General features: G+C 59.2%; 18 protein-coding genes, 1 tRNA gene and 1 pseudogene. 10 read left to right on the top strand and 10 right to left on the bottom strand.

The annotated features are described in order from the left end of the window. Positions 1-7 precede the first annotated feature (7 nt). Both serS and cysG read left to right on the top strand, forming a co-directional pair. A complete protein-coding gene (serS, locus tag AC4LE2_RS12000; RefSeq protein WP_491825977.1) occupies positions 8-1288 on the top strand; it encodes a serine--tRNA ligase in 1281 nt (426 codons plus the stop codon). Further along, complete coding sequence (cysG, locus tag AC4LE2_RS11995; RefSeq protein WP_491825976.1) at positions 1289-2674, top strand: siroheme synthase CysG; 1386 nt, start codon at positions 1289-1291, stop codon at positions 2672-2674. On the opposite strand, the gene AC4LE2_RS11990 is transcribed toward cysG, so the two are convergent. From AC4LE2_RS11990 to AC4LE2_RS11965, 6 genes are all read right to left on the bottom strand, one after another. Continuing rightward, a complete protein-coding gene (locus tag AC4LE2_RS11990) occupies positions 2671-3684 on the bottom strand; it encodes a glycosyl transferase family protein (RefSeq protein WP_491825975.1) in 1014 nt (337 codons plus the stop codon). The genes cysG and AC4LE2_RS11990 overlap by 4 nt on opposite strands. Continuing rightward, on the bottom strand, positions 3681-4016 hold the full coding sequence (locus AC4LE2_RS11985) for a TusE/DsrC/DsvC family sulfur relay protein (RefSeq protein ID WP_491828120.1): 336 nt from the start codon (positions 4014-4016) through the stop codon (positions 3681-3683). The genes AC4LE2_RS11990 and AC4LE2_RS11985 overlap by 4 nt, the downstream gene beginning before the upstream one ends. Beyond that, the gene (gene tusB, locus AC4LE2_RS11980) at positions 4013-4306 is read right to left on the bottom strand and encodes a sulfurtransferase complex subunit TusB (protein ID WP_491825974.1); all 294 of its coding nucleotides are present in this window, start codon (positions 4304-4306) and stop codon (positions 4013-4015) included. The genes AC4LE2_RS11985 and tusB overlap by 4 nt, the downstream gene beginning before the upstream one ends. Continuing rightward, positions 4306-4665: a sulfurtransferase complex subunit TusC gene (gene tusC / locus AC4LE2_RS11975; RefSeq protein ID WP_491825973.1), complete on the bottom strand. Its 360-nt coding sequence runs from the start codon at positions 4663-4665 to the stop codon at positions 4306-4308. Before tusC ends, tusB begins: the two co-directional genes overlap by 1 nt. Position 4666: 1 nt before the next feature. Continuing rightward, positions 4667-5059, bottom strand: a complete 393-nt coding sequence (gene tusD / locus AC4LE2_RS11970) for a sulfurtransferase complex subunit TusD (protein WP_491825972.1) — start codon at positions 5057-5059, stop codon at positions 4667-4669. Between the two features lie 85 nt (positions 5060-5144). Next, the gene (locus tag AC4LE2_RS11965) at positions 5145-5819 is read right to left on the bottom strand and encodes a Bax inhibitor-1/YccA family protein (protein WP_491825971.1); all 675 of its coding nucleotides are present in this window, start codon (positions 5817-5819) and stop codon (positions 5145-5147) included. Positions 5820-6078: 259 nt separating this feature from the next. On the opposite strand from AC4LE2_RS11965, the gene AC4LE2_RS11960 reads away from it, so the two are divergent. Beyond that, positions 6079-6169, top strand: a tRNA-Ser gene (locus tag AC4LE2_RS11960). A 12-nt stretch (positions 6170-6181) separates the two neighbouring features. Here AC4LE2_RS11960 and AC4LE2_RS11955 read toward each other — a convergent pair. After that, the gene (locus tag AC4LE2_RS11955) at positions 6182-7126 is read right to left on the bottom strand and encodes a LysR family transcriptional regulator (RefSeq protein ID WP_491825970.1); all 945 of its coding nucleotides are present in this window, start codon (positions 7124-7126) and stop codon (positions 6182-6184) included. A gap of 147 nt (positions 7127-7273) precedes the next feature. Between AC4LE2_RS11955 and AC4LE2_RS11950 the strand changes: the two genes are divergently transcribed. The 6 genes and pseudogenes from AC4LE2_RS11950 to AC4LE2_RS11925 all read left to right on the top strand — a co-directional run bounded on the left by AC4LE2_RS11950 (position 7274) and on the right by AC4LE2_RS11925 (position 11584). Then, positions 7274-7699 carry a VOC family protein gene (locus tag AC4LE2_RS11950; RefSeq protein ID WP_491825969.1) on the top strand — a complete coding sequence of 142 codons (426 nt, stop codon included), beginning with the start codon at positions 7274-7276 and terminating at the stop codon, positions 7697-7699. 178 nt (positions 7700-7877) lie between these two features. After that, complete coding sequence (locus tag AC4LE2_RS11945) at positions 7878-9224, top strand: MFS transporter (RefSeq protein ID WP_491825968.1); 1347 nt, start codon at positions 7878-7880, stop codon at positions 9222-9224. Positions 9225-9236: 12 nt separating this feature from the next. Further along, positions 9237-10010, top strand: a complete 774-nt coding sequence (pxpB, locus tag AC4LE2_RS11940) for a 5-oxoprolinase subunit PxpB (RefSeq protein WP_491825967.1) — start codon at positions 9237-9239, stop codon at positions 10008-10010. Continuing rightward, complete coding sequence (locus AC4LE2_RS11935; protein ID WP_491825966.1) at positions 10007-10963, top strand: 5-oxoprolinase subunit C family protein; 957 nt, start codon at positions 10007-10009, stop codon at positions 10961-10963. Before pxpB ends, AC4LE2_RS11935 begins: the two co-directional genes overlap by 4 nt. Then, positions 10963-11160, top strand: coding sequence for a hypothetical protein (locus tag AC4LE2_RS11930; RefSeq protein WP_491825965.1), 198 nt, complete (start codon positions 10963-10965; stop codon positions 11158-11160). The genes AC4LE2_RS11935 and AC4LE2_RS11930 overlap by 1 nt, the downstream gene beginning before the upstream one ends. Continuing rightward, positions 11153-11584 (top strand): annotated as a pseudogene (locus AC4LE2_RS11925) (bleomycin resistance protein). Before AC4LE2_RS11930 ends, AC4LE2_RS11925 begins: the two are co-directional and overlap by 8 nt. A gap of 152 nt (positions 11585-11736) precedes the next feature. On the opposite strand, the gene AC4LE2_RS11920 reads toward AC4LE2_RS11925, so the two are convergent. From AC4LE2_RS11920 to AC4LE2_RS11910, 3 genes are all read right to left on the bottom strand, one after another. Continuing rightward, the gene (locus AC4LE2_RS11920; protein ID WP_491825964.1) at positions 11737-12033 is read right to left on the bottom strand and encodes a winged helix-turn-helix domain-containing protein; all 297 of its coding nucleotides are present in this window, start codon (positions 12031-12033) and stop codon (positions 11737-11739) included. 13 nt (positions 12034-12046) lie between these two features. Continuing rightward, entirely contained in the window at positions 12047-12541 is a 495-nt protein-coding gene (locus AC4LE2_RS11915) for a M48 metallopeptidase family protein (protein ID WP_491825963.1), read from the bottom strand. Positions 12542-12623: 82 nt separating this feature from the next. Continuing rightward, entirely contained in the window at positions 12624-13007 is a 384-nt protein-coding gene (locus tag AC4LE2_RS11910; RefSeq protein WP_491825962.1) for a hypothetical protein, read from the bottom strand. Positions 13008-13473: 466 nt separating this feature from the next. On the opposite strand from AC4LE2_RS11910, the gene AC4LE2_RS11905 reads away from it, so the two are divergent. Further along, positions 13474-13674 carry a hypothetical protein gene (locus AC4LE2_RS11905; protein WP_491825961.1) on the top strand — a complete coding sequence of 67 codons (201 nt, stop codon included), beginning with the start codon at positions 13474-13476 and terminating at the stop codon, positions 13672-13674. The last annotated feature ends 67 nt before the right edge of the window (positions 13675-13741 follow it).

Raw genomic sequence — 13741 nt, 5'->3', positions numbered from 1 at the left:
GAACCACATGCTCGACTCCAAACTGTTACGCGGCCAACTGCAAGACGTCGCCGAGCGCCTCGCCACGCGCGGCTTCAGCCTTGATACTGCCCGAATCGAAGCGTTGGAAGCTCAGCGCAAAGTGGTGCAGACGCGCACCGAGCAGCTTCAGGCCGAGCGCAACAGTCGTTCCAAATCCATAGGCCAGGCCAAGGCCCGTGGTGAGGATATCGCCCCCTTGATGGCGGACGTAGAGCGTATGGCCCAGGAGCTGGCCCAAGGTAAAACCGAGCTGGATGACATCCAGGCCCAATTGGATACCATCCTGTTGGGGCTACCTAATCTGCCTGACCCGTCCGTCCCTGTGGGCAAGGATGAAGACGACAACGTTGAAGTGCGCCGTTGGGGCACCCCCCCTACGTTCGATTTCGACACACAAGACCACGTAGCTCTGGGCGAGCGTTTCGGTTGGCTGGATTTCGAAAGCGCCGCCCGCCTGTCTGGCGCGCGCTTTGCGGTGTTGCGTGGCCCAATTGCCCGCCTGCATCGCGCGTTGGCCCAGTTCATGATCAATCTGCATGTGGGTGAACATGGCTATGAAGAAGCCTATACCCCGTACCTGGTGCAGGCCCCGGCCTTACAGGGCACCGGCCAGTTGCCCAAATTCGAGGAAGACCTGTTCAAGATCGCACGTGAAGGCGAGGCGGACCTGTACCTGATTCCTACGGCTGAGGTTTCCCTCACCAACCTTGTCGCCGACCAGATCCTGGACGCCAAGGCGCTACCGCTCAAGCTCGTAGCGCACACGCCGTGCTTTCGCAGCGAAGCCGGCGCCTCGGGCCGTGATACCCGTGGGATGATTCGTCAGCACCAGTTCGATAAGGTTGAGATGGTGCAGGTGGTCGAGCCTGGCAAGTCGATGGAGGCGCTGGAAAGCCTGACGGCCAACGCGGAGCGTGTGCTGCAGCTGCTTGAGTTGCCATACCGGGTATTGGCCCTGTGCACCGGCGACATGGGCTTCAGCGCTGTCAAAACCTACGACCTTGAAGTCTGGGTGCCCAGCCAGGGCAAATACCGGGAGATTTCGTCCTGCTCCAACACGGGCGATTTCCAGGCGAGGCGCATGCAAGCTCGCTGGCGCAACCCGGAAACCGGCAAACCTGAATTGGTGCATACCCTTAACGGCTCTGGCCTGGCCGTCGGCCGTACGTTGGTCGCCGTGCTGGAAAATTACCAACAGGCCGACGGTTCGATCCGCGTGCCTGAGGTACTGAAGCCCTACATGGCCGGCCTTGAGGTTATCGGCTAAATGGACTACCTGCCGCTGTTTCACAAGCTGTCCGGGCGCACAGTGCTAGTGGTAGGCGGTGGCGAGATCGCGCTGCGCAAGTCGCGCCTGCTGGTCAGCGCCGGCGCGCGGCTGCGAGTGGTCGCGCCGCAGGTCGAGGGCCATTTGGCCGAGCTGGTTCATGGCAGTGGTGGCGAGGTGCAAGAGCGAGGCTACGCACCGGGTGACCTTGACGGCGTCGTGCTGGTGATTGCCGCCACGGACGATACGCCCCTCAATGCCCAGGTGTCGGCTGACGCTCAGCGCCAGTGTGTGCCGGTCAATGTGGTGGACGCGCCGGCCCTGTGTACGGTCATTTTTCCTGCCATCGTGGATCGCTCGCCTTTGGTTGTGGCCATTTCCAGCGGGGGTGATGCCCCCGTGCTGGCGCGGCTGATTCGGGCACGGCTTGAGTCCTGGATCCCTGCGGCTTACGGCGAACTGGCCAAGCTGGCTGCAGGCTTCAGAGACAGGGTCAAGGAGCGGTTCCCGCACGTGAACCAGCGCAGGGCCTTCTGGGAGGAAGTCTTCCAGGGGCCTATTGCCGAGCGGCAGCTGGCAGGACGTTCCACTGAAGCCGCTGCCATGTTGGCTGAACGGGTAGAGGGCGCGCCGCCCCACGCCCCTGGCGAGGTGTACCTGGTAGGCGCTGGGCCAGGCGACCCGGACCTGCTCACCTTCAAGGCGCTGCGCCTGATGCAACAGGCAGACGTGGTGCTGTACGACCGTCTGGTGGCGCCTGCGATCCTGGACCTGTGCCGTCGTGACGCCGAGCGTATCTACGTAGGCAAACGGCGCGCCGAACATGCCCTGCCTCAAGATCAAATCAACCGCCAGTTGGTAGACCTTGCTCAGCAAGGTAAACGAGTGGTTCGGCTAAAAGGCGGCGATCCGTTCATCTTCGGGCGTGGCGGGGAAGAAATCGAGGAGCTGGCGGCTCACGGTATTCCCTTCCAGGTGGTACCGGGTATCACTGCCGCCAGCGGCTGTGCAGCCTATGCCGGGATTCCGCTGACGCACCGTGACTACGCGCAGTCCGTGCGGTTTGTGACAGGTCACTTGAAGGACGGCAGTACCGACTTGCCGTGGCTGGACTTAGTTGCCCCGGCGCAGACCGTAGTGTTCTACATGGGGTTGGTAGGGTTGCCGGTGATTTGTGAGGGTATGATCCGCAATGGCCGCTCGCCCGACACGCCAGCGGCCTTGGTACAACAGGGCACTACCGTCCATCAACGCGTATTTACCGGCACCCTTGCAGATCTGCCCGCACTGGTTGCCCAGCACGACGTACACGCTCCCACCCTGGTAATCGTTGGGGAAGTGGTACGCCTTCGCGATAAGCTTGCCTGGTTCGAAGGCGGCGCCTAAGCTGCGGTGTCTCGATTGGCCCACCACGCGTTGGCGGTTTCAAACGCCTCCTCGCGCGGTGTGCCTATCCCTCGAAGGGCGAGGGCCATGGTTGCGGTAACGGCCAGCTCTCCATACCGGTCTTGAGCGTCGCCCCGCCATACAGCGCTCAATTGGGCAGGGTCAAGGTAACCCGGCTTCAAATGCCGTTGGGCAGACAGCTGTGGCCATTCCTCATCCCAGGCGTCGCCCCCTTCGGTGCCGTAGAGGTGACACGCCGCATCAGGATTCACCTCCAGTTCGCCGCCGTCCCCTTTGATCACAATCGACGTATCCCCTAGCAGACGGCTGGCTTCTCGGTGAGCCGCCTGGTAGCCGGGGTGAAAAATACTTTGCAGCCCACAACGTGCATTGAGCGGGTTCAGTACCCTGGCCAGGGAGTGGATGGGGGAGCGCAGGCCCAACGTGTTACGCATGTCAATCATGCGCTGCAAGGGGCCGGCCCAGTCGCTCAGTGGCGCGAAGGCTACCCCGTGAGCCTCTAAGGCAGCCGAGACCTCCGCCCAGTCACGGCACAGCGGGATATTCAAGGCGCCCAGCAAATGTTCGGTGTACAGCCGGCCTGCCGTATGAGCGCCTCCGCCATGCATGAACACGCGCATGCCATTGAGGCCCAGGCATTTCACGGCCAGCATGTACCAGGAGAGATGGCGTTTTTTCCCCGCATATGAAGGCCAGTCGATGTCTACTTGCAACGGCGGCGCACTCACCCTGGCGCGTACCGCCTCAGTGAAGCCTGCCAGCTCTTCTGCACTCTCTTCCTTGTGCCGTAGCAGCATCAAGAAGGCGCCGAGTTGGGTGTCTTCTACTTCCCCGTCAAGCACCATGCCCATGGCACGCATGGCTTCTTCTCGGGTAAGCGGGCGAGCCCCGCGCTTACCTTTGCCCAGAATGCGTACAAATTCGGCAAATGGATGCTCGGCGGGTGTGGTCAGGCGCAGCGGTTCGGGCGTGGTCACAGGGTTACTCATATGCAATTAGCCGGTTTGGGCAAACCCGCCAGCTTGGCAGCCAGCTTGGCAGGGGTGCCTTTGAACAGGTGATTGAGGTAGGCACTATTGCCTTTTTCCGCTCCCAACTGTGCGGCCACGTATTTCACCAGGGGGCGTGTGGCAGGTGACAGCTGGAAGGTGTCGTAGAATTGCCGCACGACCGCCAGCACTTCGTGGTGCGCTGGCGTGAGCGGTATACCTTCACGCGAAGCCAGCGCTTCGGCCACCTCCGTTGACCAGTCGGCCAGATTAACGAGAAACCCTTCTTTATCCACGGCGACGTGTGCATCGCCTACCGTCAGGCTATTCACGACCATGTGTTAACTCGGTCATACGCCAACGAAAGCGCTACGAACTGCGCGTAATCTACGGGGTTAGCCGCCGTTGCCGACAGCCCTCGTGCCTGGCAATCCTCCTGCAGTGCATACAGGTGCGGCACAGGTACCTCACGCAAGCGTGCCTCTAAGGCGTTACCGGCTCGCAGGGCCTGTACTGCCTCGCCGCACAGCAACAGACCATCGCCCGAGCCTAGTACGCGCAGGCAGCTGTTGAGACGGCCGTCTTCAAACGGGGAGCTGGACACAATATGCAGGGTAGCCATCAGAGTGTGATTACCTCGTCGAAACGGTTGAACAGCGAAGGCAGGCCCTCAGCAGATACCACTTGGGCCTGTAAGGCCAGCGCGCTAGCGGCCACACCGCGCGCCTCCAGGCTAAGGGCGCAAGCGAAGAGGTCAGTGACGCCAAATAGTGGCAAAGCGCTGAGGTTAGCGCCCAGGTCTTTTACGTCCACTGCGTGAGGTTGCTGCCCTGGGAGCAGTTGGAAGACGCCGTCGTCCATGAACAGCATCGCGACAGGGAGGTCGTACGCGCCAGCAGCCAAGGCGATGTCTAGCGCCTCCCGGGCCGCCAGGCCGCTCCAGGGTGCACGCCGACTTACGATAAGCAATGACTTGGCCACCTCAATCGCCTCCAAAACACATGAGCCGGTCGGCTTCCTGAGCGGCCTCGTGCAATTGGCCCAAGCCCGACAGCTCCAGGGGCGGTAATACATTCACGCCCGGCCGCTCCCACCGTTGGGCCTCTTCGGCATTCAGGGTGCCACGTCGCAAGCCTGCAGCGATGCACACCACCCCGTCCACGCCATGATCGCTAATGAGTTGCCTCCATGCCGCGGCGATGTCTACTTCGTCCTGAGGCGCGATAACGTTCGACGACGCGTTATAAACGCCGCCCTGGTAAAAGAACACACGCACGATGTGGTGGCCTGCGGCGAGTGCTGCTTCGGTGAAACGCAGCGCACGGCGAGAGGAGGGCGCGTAGGGAGGAGAAAACACGGCGATGGCAAATTTCATGGGGCTTCCAGGCGCGATAACGCCACAATTCTAATCCGTCGCCCACAAAAAAGCCCGCCGAAGCGGGCTTTTAGACAAGGCCGACTTAGTCGTCTCGGCCACCCATCAAGCCAAACAACTGCAGCAGGCTGACGAACAGGTTGTAGATCGATACGTACAGGCTCACGGTCGCCATGATGTAGTTCCGCTCACCGCCATGAATGATGGCACTGGTCTGGAACAGGATGCAAACCGAAGAGAACAGTACGAAGCCGGCGCTGATCGCCAGATGCAGACCACTTATCTGAAAGAAGAACCCGGCAACGGTTGCGCCCAGCAGTACGAAGAAACCAGCGGTGATGAAACCCGACAGGAAGGACATGTCCTTGCGGGTAATCAGCACGTAGGCCGATAGGCCACCGAAGACCAGTGCGGTCATGGCGAAGGCCGAGCTGACGATCTCTGCACCGCCTGCCATACCCAGGTAGCGGTTGAGGATAGGCCCAAGGATGTAGCCCATGAAACCTGTGAGGGCGAAGGTGGAGACGATGCCCCATACGGAATCCTGGAGCTTGTTGGTGAGGAAGAACAAGCCGTAGAAGCCGATCAGCACCACGAAGACGTTGGGGTAGCGCACGTTCATCTGTTGCGCCACGAACGCCATCAGGGCGCTGAACGCCAGGGTGAGGGCTAGCAAGCCGTAGGTATTGCGAAGCACGCGGCTAACTTCAAGCTCCGCCCCCTTCGCACTGTGACTGACAATGTAGTCTTGTTCGCGCATTGCGAAACTCCTTAAAGGTCGTTGATGAGGCGATTGAACAGGCCTTTGGGCCTGGGGGCAAGCGCCATATCCGCCCCTGACACCTATAGTTGCAAATGAGCATACCAAAGCGACCTTATAACACCAGTTGAAGTGTTTGACAGGTTGTTTCATTCGGGTATGATGGCGCCCGCAAAGCAACGAGGTGGTGCCCAGTGGTTCAAAGCGGCGGCCCTAGCGTCCGTACCTTGGAATTTTCGGGTTCTACCTCAGATGCACCGGGAAATTGGCAGAGTGGTTGAATGCACCGGTCTTGAAAACCGGCGTACGTTAATAGCGTACCCAGGGTTCGAATCCCTGGTTTCCCGCCACAAATCATGGAATCAAGGGTCTGGCTCAGCGCCAGGCCCTTTTTTTTGTCTGTCATTTAGACAGGCGCGCTCCACACTGCCCGAACCGTCCTTCGCAGCCAAGGCCTCAATCATCCGAGCAAGCACCATCACCGGCTCGTTCACATTACGTTTGGCAGGGTATACCAGGCCAATTTCCCGGTAAAACGTGTGTTCTTCAAGGTCGAGGGCACGTACGCCGGGCGGCCAGGCTTTATGCCCGAGCGTTTCGGGTACCAGCGCAACGCCCAGCTCATTGCCTACCAATTTTGCAATAGCGTCCAGTTCGTCCAGCTCACACACTTCCCGAGGGGTAATGTGCAGCTTTCGCAGAAAGCGGTCTACCTGGCGCCCACCGAAGGAGGCGCGGTCGTAGCGAATGAAAGGCTGCGAGGTAATCAGGTTTTGCCAGCTATGCCCTGGTGTCTTTTTGGGCACCAATAAACGATAAGGCTCGCGCGCCAGCGGCACCCAGGTAAGGTCGCTCTGGAGTGAAAAGACGGGGTGGATAATTACCGCCATGTCGATTTCGCCCGCGTCCACCTGGTCTAGAAGCTCCATCGACAACCCAGGCAGTACCCGTGTTCGAGAATGAGGGCACTGGCGGTGAAAGGCGGCCAGCGCCCCTGGCAAAATCATCCGCTGGATCGAAGCGATCGCGCCCAAGGTCACCCGCTGCGGAGCTTGGGTTTCAGGCGTGAAGGCGCCAAGGTTGCTATACAGCTTCACCATTTCCTGCGCTTGAAGCAGGGTCTGATACCCAATGGCGTTAAGCACGGCATTGCGCCCGGTGCGGTCGAACAGCTGCACGCCCAGCTCAGCCTCCAATCGCGCAATCTGAGCGCTCACCGCCGCCTGGGTCAGGCCAATTTTCTGCGCGGCGGCCGCGAAGGTACCCTCTCGCGCCACAGCAATCAGGGTCTTGAGTTCGCGGATCATTGATAAAAATCCTTTGTTAAAACCAAAAAAATATATTGTTTTTTTTGTTGGTAGGCCACCCCTATGATTCATTCAAAGCGTAGGCCGCCGATGCTAAATACGGCGGGCCCTGAACGCCGCAGTAACACGACAAGACCGGAGCCACTGATGAGCCTTTCTCCTTTTCACCTCGCAATTCCCGTGTATGACCTTCCGGCCGCGCGATCTTTCTACGGCGAGACCTTTGGCTTGGCGGAAGGGCGTTCCAGCGCCCAGTGGGTCGATTTCGATTTCTATGGTCATCAACTCGTCATCCATGAGCACCCCAAGACCACCAACCAGGAAGCGGCACATACCAACCCGGTGGACGGCCACGATGTACCGGTTCCGCACTTCGGCATCATCCTGGGCTGGGAGGAGTGGGAGGCGCTGGCCGATCGGTTGAAGTCGCGTGGGACCCAGTTCGTGATCGAGCCCTATGTACGCTTCCAGGGCCAGGTGGGTGAGCAGGCCACCATGTTCCTGTTTGACCCCTGTGGTAATGCCTTGGAGTTCAAAGCGTTCAAGGACATGAGTCAGCTGTTTGCCAAGTAATGCCCAGGCGGCCCGGTGGTACGTTACCGGTGCCGCCGCCTCACAATAAGAATGACCGCCCGTTCTATTTCCTTGCTGTGTTCCTACTGCCCATCACAACCGGTTTGCTGACTGCAAACAGATGAAACAGGCGGCATACCGCCTTACTAACAATCGTTGGTTCCGTGAATGGTGATCTATGTCCCGCGTACTAGCCCCCGAGGCGTCCGCAGCGGTGTCTGCTGCTGCCGCAACGTCCGCTTCGCTTCCGGCCTACGACCCTGCAGTCAGCCGTAAGGCAGCCATAGCGGCAGCCACTGGCACGGCAGTCGAATACTACGAATTCGGCATCTACGGCTACATGGCAGCGATCATCGCGCCTTTATTCTTCCCCAGTGAAAACGCCGCCGCCGCGCTGCTGGCATCGCTGGCGGTGTTTGGTAGTGCATTTCTGACCCGGCCGCTTGGCGGCATCGTGCTCGGCCGCTTGGGCGACCGGATAGGCCGGCGGGGTGTGCTGATGACCACCGTAATTGGCATGGGCGCCTCTACCGCGCTGATCGGACTGCTGCCAACGGCGGCTCAAGGGGGCTTATTAGCGCCCATCCTGTTGGTGGCTATCCGCCTGACCCAAGGCTTTTTCGCAGGCGCGGAAGTGGTGGGGGCGGCCGCCTTCGTCGCGGAGTCATCACCCGCGCATCGGCGCGGTTTTTTCGGTGCATTCACCCCGGTCGGCGTGGCCATCGGCGGCGGCATCGCGGCGTGCGTGTGTGGCCTGATCACAGTGTTGCTTACCCCTGATGCGCTACAGGCCTGGGGCTGGCGGCTTCCGTTCTTCCTCTGTGTGCCCTTGGTGCTGCTGTCCTGCAAGCTGCGTCACAGTGTTGAGGAAACCCCCGAATACCAGGCGTTCTTGCAAAAGGAAAAACCACCCGCCGCGCCGGTTCGCGAGGTCCTGAGCCAGCATTTGAGCAAGATCGTGCGGGTAGTGATTCTGGCGTTCGGTCAAAACGTGGGGTACTTCATCGGCATCGTGTTTATGAACATCTACCTGACCACGTACCTGAAGTTCGACAAGTCGAACGTGTACTGGATGATCGCCTCGATCAGCTTTTTGGTAGCCGCGATGATGCCGTTCTGGGGTGGGGTATCGGATCGCCTTGGCCGTCGCCGCACGTTAGCGATCGGGTTTAGCGGTTACATCCTGCTGGTCGTACCCATGATGGCGGTGATGAACGGCGCATCGCTCTGGGTCGCAGCCTTCGCCTTGCTGATTGCAACCTTGCCGATGCCCATCATTCAGTCGGTCGGCTACCCCACGTACGCGGAGCAGTTTCCTACTCGTATTCGGTATACCGGCATGGCGATCTCGGTCAACCTTGGGGCCATTCTGGGCGGCGGGCTGGCGCCTTATCTGTCCTCAGCGCTGATTGGCAGTACCGGCAACCTGCTCATGCCTGGTTACTTTCTCGCGGGGGCTGGGATGTTGAGCCTGTTGTCGTTGATCTTCCTCAAAGAAACGGCCGGAACGCCCCTTGAACGCTAGGATCGACACACCGTGCCCCAGATAACCTCATCAACCGCAGCCTTGGCCCAAGCGGCTGCCCGGCGCTGGATGCTATCGCCGCTAGGGGACAGTTGCCTGCTAGTGACCGCGGGCCAGGCGTTCACCCTGGAGAGCAATCGTCAGGTAGCCCGCTGGGCGCGGCAGCTCGATCTGGCCGTTACCACAGGTGAGCTGGTGGGCGTTACGGATATCGTGCCGGCCATGGTTTCACTGGCTGTGCATTATCGGCCCGAGCAGGTGGCATGCCCGCACGATGAGTGCCCCTTCGAGGCACTTGGCGCGCAAATAGACACGCTGTTAAGCCTAGAAGCCGCAGGGGAGGGGGTTCATTCCAGGCTGGTCGATATCCCAGTGTGCTACGGCGGCGAGCATGGCCCCGACCTGCACGAAGTAGCGGCGTTGCTTGACCTCACCCCAGCGCGCCTCATCGAGCTGCATGCCAACTCAGCCCTTGACGTGCTGATGGTAGGGTTCGCGCCAGGGCACCCCTACATCGGCATGCTCGACGAGCGCTTGAACCCCCCGCGCAAGGCGACCCCGCGTACTCGCGTCGCAGTGGGCAGCATTGGTTTGGCCAACCGCCAATCGGTGATCTATCCGCTTGAGTTACCTGGTGGCTGGAACCTGATCGGCCGCACCCCTTTGACGCTGTTCGATGCCTACCGCCCCAAACCCTGCCTGCTGCGAAGTGGCGACCAGGTTCGGTTCGTAGCCATCGATTCAGCGACATTCGACGCCATTTCACAGGAGGGCACCAGCCGGTGAGTGTGGAAATCCTCAAGCCGGGCCTCTGCACGACGTTGCAGGACGCCGGCCGCACCGGTTATCAGCACATCGGCGTACCGGTGAATGGCCCGATGGACACCTTGGCGCATTCAGTGGCAAACCTGCTGGTGGGTAACGCCCTGGGTATGGGTGCCCTGGAAATAACCCTTCAAGGGCCGACCCTGCGTTTTGACGCCGGCGCACTTATCGCCCTCGCGGGTGCCGACTTGAGCGCGCGGGTTAATGGCGAACCGCTACCGGTCAATCAGCCGACGCGCCTGCAGCCCGGCACTCTACTGTCCTTTGGTGTGCCATCTGGAGGGCGCATCGGCGGCGCGCGAGCGTACCTCGCTGTGGCCGGTGGCTTCAAAGTAGACACCGTATTGGGCAGTGTCAGCGCCTATCGCCGCCAAGCGTACGACGGGGTGCTGGGCCGGGCGCTGGTGGCGGGGGATCGTCTGGGCATTGCGTCCAGTTTTCGCAACCCTCCCATGGTGGTGCTGCCCATGCCCCTGGCACGCGCCCTTGAACATGAGGCCAGCTTGCCGGTGCGTATCATCGAAGGCAGTCACTGGAACACCTTCACCGACGACGCTCGTCATCACCTGCTTAACAGCGAGTACCGGATCGGTAACGACTCGGAGCGCATGGGCTACCGGCTAGAGGGCGAGCCACTGGACCTCCTCAAGCCGCTGGAATTGCTGTCTGAAGGCGTAAGCTTTGGCACCCTGCAAGTGCCGCCCAATGGGCAGCCCATCGTACTGATGGCCGACCGGCAAACCACCGGAGGGTACCCCCGTATCGCCAACGTCATTAGCGTTGACCTGCCGCTGCTCGCTCAACGCCTTCCCGGCGAGCGCGTGCGCTTCGAACTCACCACCCTGGCGTGCGCGCAGCGCCTTGCCGTTGCACGGGCGCGGTTGCTGTCGCGGTTGGCGCGAGGAATTGTGTGATGATTGATGCCGTCAATGGCGAAGCCTTGTGTAAACGCCTTTACCGGCGTGGTGCAGAAGTCGCCTTCTTGGCTCGTTTACTTGGCATCGATAAACTCACTTTGAGTGTCAGCAGGACGGCTAAGCCGTTCTGTGAATTACACGGTTTTCAGGTGCCGGCTTTTTGGTCGCTACTGAAAGGACGTCATCATGATTGAGCGTAACAAGCTAGTTCCAGAGTTGATGGTCACTGACCTAGAGACCAGTCTGGATTTTTGGGTATCTTGCCTGGGTTTTAAAGTAGCTTATCAACGGCCAGAAGACGCATTTGCTTACCTCGATCTAAATGGTGCCTAAGTGATGCTTGAGCAGGCAGATCCAAGCGCAGGTCAATGGCTAACCGGGCCTTTGAACAGGCCATTTGGAAGGGGGGTAAATCTTCAAATTGATGTTGTGGCTGTTGCGCCAATAGTCCAGAAACTTGGCCAAGCTGGATACGCTCTCTACCGGGAATGCTCAGACAACTGGTATCGAGCAGATGATGTAGAGGTCGGCCAGCGAGGATTTATCGTTCAAGCTCCCGATGGTTATCTGGTTAGAGTGGTCGAACGCTTGGGTGAAAGGCGTATTTCATCATACTGATAGGAAGCCTCTTGCCAACTTCTGGATGCCCACCCACCCTCCGTTTACGCCCAAGCGGCCGGTCAGCGAGCGCGTGCCGTTGATCTAACAGGCACGTGGTAAAGACGATTGGATATTAACCGGCCTGTAAAGATACCAGCCGCCCGCCCCCATCACGGGTACTGCAACACGGCCTTGATCCGCGCAAGATTGCGTTCTACCCAGCCACGGTCAATCGCGCCCCAGTCGCGAATCTGGTAGCGGCCGATATGGTTACGCTCGCCCTCAGCCTGCTCGAACTCACACACGATATCCAGCTCCGCCAGCGCAACAACGGTGTCCTGGGCAGTGCGCCGTGGCATCCCTGTCACTTCAGTCAAGGCCGGGATGCTGCTGGCCAAGCCGCTGTCGATCAGGTAAGCCACATACAAACGACGATAGAAACTGGTGCGGGTCTTGCTGACATCCATGGGCAACTTCCAGTCAAGGGGCGAGGTCACGCCAGGTAAGGTAAACACGCAGGTCGAATTCCAGCTGGTGGTAGCCGGGCTGCATATGCTCGCAGAGCTTGTAGAACGCCTTGTTGTGATCGGATTCCTTCAAGTGCGCGAGTTCATGCACCACGATCATTTTCAGAAACTGCGGCGCGGCCTCTTTGAATAAGGCAGCGATCCGAATTTCTTTTTTGGCCTTGAGCTTGCCGCCTTGAACGCGAGAGATTGCCGTGTTCAACCCAAGCGCGCGATGGGTGAGGTCGAGCCGGTTGTCGAACAACACCTTGTCAGGGCTAGGGGCGTTGCGCAGGTGGTCCTGCTTGATATCCAGCACATAGCTGTACAGCGCCTTGTCGCTTTGTACAGCGTGCCGCTCCGGATAGCGCTGTTGCAAATAATCACCCAGGCGTTGCTGCTCGATCATCTGGTAAACCCGGGCTTGAAGCTCGGCGGGGTAGGCTTGCAGGTATTTGAGCGCAGGCATGACAGTAGGGCGTTCGGAGAAGTAGCCGACAGTGTAGCTCAGCCGTTCACGCTTCCCCAGTCGAAGCGCTGATCAAACGCTATTAGCCACGCCGGCTACCGCTTACCTTGTGCATTTTTGCCAAACGTTTTACCCAATCACCCCCTTGGTTCGTCGCGCATTCTTCTTCCGAGTCGAAGTGCACACGCCGTGCTACCTCTTCCGCAGTGACATCAGCTCCTTCGAGCGCTGCGCGGGTCAGTTCAATCATCCGTTTGCCCTGTCCTGTCGCCAGGGCTTGGTCTTTGTTGGACAGGGTGTCAAATACCCAGATCACTCGCAGGCTTTGAGGAAATGCCTGATAGTCGACTTCGTGGGTGAGCCAACTGAAGCCAATGATTTCGGCCTTGGCGGTTTCACAAGCGTCTGTAAGGCTTGCGATCAGGCGGCGCTCAATTTGAGCCTGCTCGCGTTGGTTTGAAAACATGACGGTTCCAGAATTCATGGCAGAAAGAAGGCGCGGTTGTTAAAAGCACTGACCGCTTCGGGTTGGTTGGTGCCGGTGGCGACAGGCCGATACCGACCAGGCTGTGTGAAAACGCCAACCGAAAAACTAGCTACGCGTTTCTACGCAAAATCTGAGTCTAAGTGACGGCTGGAGCAGACTCAAATTTGACGTGGGAACACGACTTTGAGGGCAGTTTTTCGACTGTCTACATCCAAAAACGTTTTTCACACAGCCTGGACCCGAAGCAACCCTTTGTATAGGGCTGCTTTTGGCTAGATGCTTCTAGTGGACAGGCTGGTGGCAAATCAGTAGTTTTGCGTGCCCCAATATGTAAAGTGGTCGAGCAGGCTGGACAGGCCATCAAATCGCGCGTCTCCATAAAAAAGTGTCGTGCTTGCTTCCCCAGTCAAGGGGTTTAAAGGAAGTTTTTTTTGAGGGTTTATCGATGATAATAATACTGGTCGGACTCTTTGTCGCAGGCTTCTTCTTTTCACCGATCTGGTTGGGGCTATTAGGTTATGTGATTTACATATTTTCCTCGCGAAAAAGCCGTCGCGATGATGCCGTCGAAGCCAGAGTTAAAAAATTAATTGAGCAAAAGAGAAATCATGGTGTATTTGCTGACCTGCACTTTGCAGCCGCTTGATCGTATGCCATAGCAAAGGGAGCCCAGAGCCCCGAGCAGGATGCTGCATCAACTACAATCATTGTCA

It is taken from the genome of Pseudomonas sp. 9.3L, from assembly GCF_058536285.1.
This window is presented reverse-complemented; position numbering and strand designations above follow the sequence as displayed.

Bases quoted from the DNA above. Each gene is read 5' to 3' on its own strand.
- AC4LE2_RS11950 (WP_491825969.1), top strand. From the start codon at position 7,274: ATGAGCCTTTCTCCTTTTCACCTCGCAATTCCCGTGTATGACCTTCCG.
- AC4LE2_RS11915 (WP_491825963.1), bottom strand. From the start codon at position 12,541: ATGCCTGCGCTCAAATACCTGCAAGCCTACCCCGCCGAGCTTCAAGCC.
- AC4LE2_RS11955 (WP_491825970.1), bottom strand. From the start codon at position 7,126: ATGATCCGCGAACTCAAGACCCTGATTGCTGTGGCGCGAGAGGGTACC.
- tusD (WP_491825972.1), bottom strand. From the start codon at position 5,059: ATGAAATTTGCCATCGCCGTGTTTTCTCCTCCCTACGCGCCCTCCTCT.
- AC4LE2_RS11990 (WP_491825975.1), bottom strand. From the start codon at position 3,684: ATGAGTAACCCTGTGACCACGCCCGAACCGCTGCGCCTGACCACACCC.
- AC4LE2_RS11945 (WP_491825968.1), top strand. From the start codon at position 7,878: ATGTCCCGCGTACTAGCCCCCGAGGCGTCCGCAGCGGTGTCTGCTGCT.
- tusB (WP_491825974.1), bottom strand. From the start codon at position 4,306: ATGGCTACCCTGCATATTGTGTCCAGCTCCCCGTTTGAAGACGGCCGT.
- serS (WP_491825977.1), top strand. From the start codon at position 8: ATGCTCGACTCCAAACTGTTACGCGGCCAACTGCAAGACGTCGCCGAG.
- AC4LE2_RS11920 (WP_491825964.1), bottom strand. From the start codon at position 12,033: ATGGATGTCAGCAAGACCCGCACCAGTTTCTATCGTCGTTTGTATGTG.
- AC4LE2_RS11965 (WP_491825971.1), bottom strand. From the start codon at position 5,819: ATGCGCGAACAAGACTACATTGTCAGTCACAGTGCGAAGGGGGCGGAG.
- AC4LE2_RS11930 (WP_491825965.1), top strand. From the start codon at position 10,963: ATGATTGATGCCGTCAATGGCGAAGCCTTGTGTAAACGCCTTTACCGG.
- cysG (WP_491825976.1), top strand. From the start codon at position 1,289: ATGGACTACCTGCCGCTGTTTCACAAGCTGTCCGGGCGCACAGTGCTA.
- AC4LE2_RS11910 (WP_491825962.1), bottom strand. From the start codon at position 13,007: ATGTTTTCAAACCAACGCGAGCAGGCTCAAATTGAGCGCCGCCTGATC.
- AC4LE2_RS11905 (WP_491825961.1), top strand. From the start codon at position 13,474: ATGATAATAATACTGGTCGGACTCTTTGTCGCAGGCTTCTTCTTTTCA.